We start from the raw sequence: 614 nt of genomic DNA, 5'->3' as shown, positions 1-614 counted from the left end.
GTGTGACGACCACCTTCATCTTTGCTCAGGATGTACACTTCAGATTCGAACTGGGTGTGTGGCTTGATAGAGCCTGGCTTCGCCAGTACCTGACCACGTTCGATTTCTTCACGTTTGATACCACGCAGCAGAACACCTACGTTCTCACCAGCACGGCCTTCGTCCAGCAGTTTGCGGAACATTTCAACGCCAGTACAGGTAGACTTAACGGTGTCTTTGATACCAACGATTTCAACTTCTTCGCCAACTTTGATGATACCGCGCTCAACACGACCGGTAACAACGGTACCACGACCGGAGATGGAGAATACGTCTTCGATTGGCAGCAGGAACGGCTTGTCGATAGCACGCTCTGGCTCTGGGATGTAGCTGTCCAGCGCTTCAGCCAGTTCGATGATTTTCGCTTCCCACTCAGCTTCGCCTTCCAGCGCTTTCAGCGCGGAACCGCGGATTACTGGCAGGTCGTCGCCTGGGAAGTCGTAAGCGGACAGCAGTTCGCGAACTTCCATTTCTACCAGTTCCAGCAGCTCTTCATCATCAACCATGTCGCATTTGTTCATGAATACGATGATGAAAGGAACGCCAACCTGACGACCCAGCAGGATGTGCTCACG

At 52.6% G+C, this 614-nt stretch carries 1 protein-coding gene; it reads right to left on the bottom strand.

The genetic code is table 11. From position 1 onward, the window contains the following. Positions 1-614: EF-Tu/IF-2/RF-3 family GTPase (locus ABTW55_RS14410; protein WP_239506381.1), on the bottom strand; the 614-nt coding region annotated here is incomplete at both ends.

This window comes from Serratia sp. SM04, assembly GCF_040280225.1.
Taxonomy (GTDB): domain Bacteria; phylum Pseudomonadota; class Gammaproteobacteria; order Enterobacterales; family Enterobacteriaceae; genus Serratia; species Serratia sarumanii.
Note: the sequence above shows the minus strand (reverse complement) of the source record. Positions and strands in the feature narration are given on the sequence as shown.